The sequence below is a fragment of the Robbsia andropogonis genome (assembly GCF_000970345.1).
Lineage (GTDB): Bacteria > Pseudomonadota > Gammaproteobacteria > Burkholderiales > Burkholderiaceae > Robbsia > Robbsia andropogonis.
This window is the reverse complement of sequence record NZ_LAQU01000093.1, coordinates 1-3,864: the sequence shown is the minus strand read 5'-3', so window position 1 is coordinate 3,864 and position 3,864 is coordinate 1. Positions and strand designations below refer to the sequence as shown.

Here is a 3,864-nt window from a genome sequence, read left to right as displayed (position 1 = left end):
ATGAGCCTCGTTCAGTCGGCCAAGCTCAATGGCCATGATCCGTATGCCTATCTCAAAGACGTACTGAATCGATTGCCGACCCATCCGGCACGGCAGATCGATGATCTCTTGCCGCACAACTGGAAGTCGGCGGTAGCCTAACCAACCATCCACCATCGTCAAGATGGGATCTCCAGCCGCTTACGGACGCGCTACGCCAGCGCGCCGACTTTCTGACTGAACAGGGCTTGGCCGAGCAGCGCGTCGTCCTCGCGCGCAATCTGCTCGCGACGCTGCGCGGGCGCGAGCTGGCGTAGGCCGCGAAGGACATTGCCGCCGAAAGCGGCCTGGCGCATCGCCCCCTCACGGACGGGCAGCGCGTGTTGGCATCTACCGGCGTTTGGTCGTGCTCGCCAGTGGCCGCTACGCGATGCTCGATGACGGGGTGGGCTTCTCGCTGGTGCCGTGAAAACCAGTGATCGAACGGCAGCTAGGCCAACAGCGCGTCGCCACGGTGCGCGGCGGCGGTGTGTCGTGGGAAATCGGGCGCCAGCGCGGGCAGTCCGTAGGATGACGCGACGGCATTTTGCGCAAACCTAACAGCTTGGGAGCTTGCTTATCGACGCTGGTAGACAACGCCCTGAATCAATACCTGATCTGGCTCCGGCCCCTCGTCAAAACGTTTATGCGCTTCGGCAATGGCGACTTGATTCTTGTTCGCCCAGTTGACCAACACCATGACAGACTTCAACAACGTTCTTCCCATGTCAGTAAGTTCGTAATCAACGCGCGGAGGAATGGTCGGAAACATCGTTCGCGTTATCAGTCCGTCGCGTTCCAGTCCGCGCAAGGTCAGCGTCAGCATCCGCTGGGAAATGCCGTCGATGCCGCGCTTCAATTCGTTGAAGCGCCGCGGGCCATTGGCGAGCATGGCGACGATGTAGAGGCTCCACTTGTCGCCTATGCGATCCAGTATTTCGCGGGTCGCCACACAGCCGCCGGCATCAGGTGCAGGCATATCAGCAGGTAGCTCGATGTGACTAAGTGACATGCGTGTGCCTTCTTGTGAGGACAGGGCAGGAACCATACCATCCCGTGTATGAATTGGTATGTCAGGATCATTATCCGACTCAGTTCTTATTTTATAGCTAGGAGCCGTCATGAGTCATACTCTGCTTGTCACGTCCAGCCCGCGCGGGGCTGACAGCCTTTCCACCCGCTTTGCCACCGAAATCGCTGAAGGCATCCAAGCCCGCTCGGGCGGCCCACTGACCGTGCGCGACCTCGCCGCGAATCCGCCGCCGCACATCACGCCGGCCTACATCCAAGGCCGGATCACGTCGCCTGAAGATCGCACACCGGAACAGCTCGAGGCGGTGAAGGTCGCGCAAGAGTTGGTCGATGAGTTGAAAGTCGCCGATGTGATCGTGCTCGGTTCGGGCATGATCAACTTCGGCCTGCCCTCACAGCTCAAGGCGTGGTTCGATCACGTCACTTGGCCACGCGTCACTTTCAGCTATGGCGACACCGGGCCGAAAGGGCTGCTCACTGGCAAGAAGGTCTATCTCGTGACCGCTGCGGGAGGGGTGTTCTCGGAGGGCACCTGGGCGCCGTTCGATTTCCAGACCAACTATTTGCTGCACCTGCTCGGTTTCATCGGCCTGACCGACGTTGCAGTGGTGCGCGTCGAAGGCACGGTTCTCGGCCCCGACGCGGTGAAGACCACCACCGCCAACGCCGAAACGGCCATCAAAGCCTTGTTGGCGAAGGCGGCGTGATCCCATGGCCGGAAAAAAACCATCGCGCTGTTCGGTGCGACCGGGCCGACGGGAAGGCACATCATCAAGGAAGCCTTGAAGCGTGGCTACACGCTGTCGGTCTATACGCGCGACGCCAAGAAACTCGCGTCGTTCGCGGGAAGAGTAGAAATCGTTGTCGGCGACCTGCAAGACCGGAGTGCGATAGCGAAGTGCATCCAGTGTACCGATGCAGTCATCAGCACCCTGGGTCCCAACAGTCTCAAGGTGCAAGGCGATAAGCCGGTCATGCACGGCTTGACCCACATCATCGCCGCGATGAAGCACGCAGGCGTGTGCCGCCTGATCCAGATTTCTACCGCTGCCTATCGTGATCCAAAAGATGGATTGGAGCAGGCACTTTACGCCCGACGCCCGGCAGAGGATGCGCAATGGATACATCATTCGGATCGTGGATCGCAAGGTAGATTCAACCGGTCGTCGGAACACCTTATTCTCGGAGGTGTCTCATGGGTCGAACAGCGAATTGGATGCAAACATTCACGGGGCGCGGAGCTTAGCACTCGCCCGGAGCGCCGTCGCATCGGCGAGAGGTTGAGCGCCAGTTCTGGTCGCAGGTTGCCACCGGCATCACAAGCGAGAAGGCTGCTGCTGCGGTCTGCGTGTCGCAAGCCGTAGGTGCACGTTGGTTCCGACGACGCGGCGGCATGCCGCTGTTCATGGCGCTCCCCATTTCCACAAGGTACTTATCGTTCCCGGAACGCGAAGAGATAGGATTGCTATCGGCGCAAGGCGTTGGCGTACGTGAGATTGCTCGCCGTATCGGCCGCAGTGCGTCAACGGTCTCCCGAGAGCTGACCCGCAACGCAGCGACTCGGGGTGGACGCCTCGAGTATCGCGCCTCTGTCGCGCAGTGGAAGGCGGAACTGTTTTCCAAACGTCCAAAGCTAGCAACAAACCCCAGGCTTCACCAATATGTGCAAGAGCGTCTGGAGGGCCAAGTTTATGATATGCGGGGACGCACGATTGCCGGGCCTCGGCAAGCGGCGTTCATCGGGCGCAACAAGCCAGAACGCAGCGATCGCAAATGGGTCAACGGCTGGTCGCCAGAACAGATTGCCAATCGATAAAGTTCGACTTCCCGGATGAATGGCCCTCCACTGGCCGGCTACGGCGCGGTAACAATGGCCAACGCACTCAAGAAAACCGTGACAAGTATGCCCGCCCAGTTGTGGCGATCCTTGACCTGGGATCGCGGCAAGGAACTGTCTGATCATGCTCGCTTCACCATTGAGTCAGGGGTGAAGGTCTACTTCGCCGATCCTCATTGCCCATGGCAGCGCGGCACGAATGAGAATACGAACGGCCTTCTACGGCAATACTTCCCAAAAGGCACCGACCTATCCCGATGGAGCGCGAACGAAATTCAAGCCGTGGCTAACGCACTGAATACACGGCCGCGCAAAACACTAGGCTGGAAGAAACCTGCGGAAGCGCTGGACGAATACCTAAAGTCCGCTCAATAATCGAGTGTTGCGACGACCGGTTGAATCTACCTAATCCGGTGCTGAGCATAATCGCGAATATGCGAAGCTTCGCATATTCGCGAATCCCGGTCACCCTCGAACAGGCTTATAGTATTACGGCTGCCTTCGGGCCTCGAACTTAACGCCGATGCTTCGTTGAGCGACAAACAACTTCGCTGCGCCGCGCCACGCGGTTTGCAACTTCGCGTACGGTATGCACCTCCCGATCGAAGCAGAAGAATCGACATGTCAAAAATATCGGCGGAAGGCGGCGTCAAGGCGCTTGCTGAATTCGTAGAGTCCGCTTCCGGCGAAGCTGTTGGCGCGCGAATTCCGGTGCATGCGAAGGCTAAACGGTCTTCGCGTTTCGCGCAATTGAAACCCGCCACCGCCCAAAGCGTCGCACGGCCGATGGATCATCCAAAGCTCTTGCGCACGCTGCAAACCCGCGAACGCCTGCATCGGCTGCGGCACGAACTGGGCAAGATCGATCCGGCACCGTCCACGGCACAAGAAGCGCATACCGAAGTCGTCAAGGCAATGGTGCGCGCGAACCTCTGTGCGTGGCGTGTGCCGGCGCTCACCGCCGAGTCCGCGCTTTA

The 3,864-nt window shown here is 59.4% G+C and carries 3 protein-coding genes and 4 pseudogenes; 6 read left to right on the top strand and 1 reads right to left on the bottom strand.

Annotation, left to right across the window (positions count from 1 at the left end; all coding sequences use genetic code 11):
* On the top strand, nucleotides 1-141 hold a 141-nt coding region (locus WM40_RS29230; protein WP_157793801.1), incomplete at its 5' end, for a transposase domain-containing protein.
* Nucleotides 142-185: 44 nt separating this feature from the next.
* Nucleotides 186-553: pseudogene (locus WM40_RS29225) on the top strand (DUF3363 domain-containing protein); the annotation flags it as partial.
* 42 nt (nucleotides 554-595) lie between these two features.
* On the opposite strand, the gene WM40_RS25850 reads toward WM40_RS29225, so the two are convergent.
* Nucleotides 596-1,030 carry a winged helix-turn-helix transcriptional regulator gene (locus WM40_RS25850; protein ID WP_024905834.1) on the bottom strand — a complete coding sequence of 145 codons (435 nt, stop codon included), beginning with the start codon at nucleotides 1,028-1,030 and terminating at the stop codon, nucleotides 596-598.
* A 109-nt stretch (nucleotides 1,031-1,139) separates the two neighbouring features.
* Here WM40_RS25850 and WM40_RS25845 point away from each other — a divergent pair, with 109 nt between their 5' ends.
* The 4 genes and pseudogenes from WM40_RS25845 to WM40_RS28350 form a co-directional block, all read left to right on the top strand.
* Entirely contained in the window at nucleotides 1,140-1,757 is a 618-nt protein-coding gene (locus WM40_RS25845) for an FMN-dependent NADH-azoreductase (protein WP_024905833.1), read from the top strand.
* A 21-nt stretch (nucleotides 1,758-1,778) separates the two neighbouring features.
* Nucleotides 1,779-2,129 (top strand): annotated as a pseudogene (locus WM40_RS32660) (NAD(P)-dependent oxidoreductase); the annotation flags it as partial.
* Nucleotides 2,130-2,266: 137 nt separating this feature from the next.
* Nucleotides 2,267-3,262 (top strand): annotated as a pseudogene (locus tag WM40_RS25835) (IS30 family transposase).
* 246 nt (nucleotides 3,263-3,508) lie between these two features.
* Nucleotides 3,509-3,864: pseudogene (locus WM40_RS28350) on the top strand (hypothetical protein); the annotation flags it as partial.

What these genes read in the sequence shown, in the direction of transcription:
- WM40_RS25850 (WP_024905834.1), bottom strand. Translation starts at nt 1,030, where the DNA reads ATGTCACTTAGTCACATCGAGCTACCTGCTGATATGCCTGCACCTGAT.
- WM40_RS25845 (WP_024905833.1), top strand. Translation starts at nt 1,140, where the DNA reads ATGAGTCATACTCTGCTTGTCACGTCCAGCCCGCGCGGGGCTGACAGC.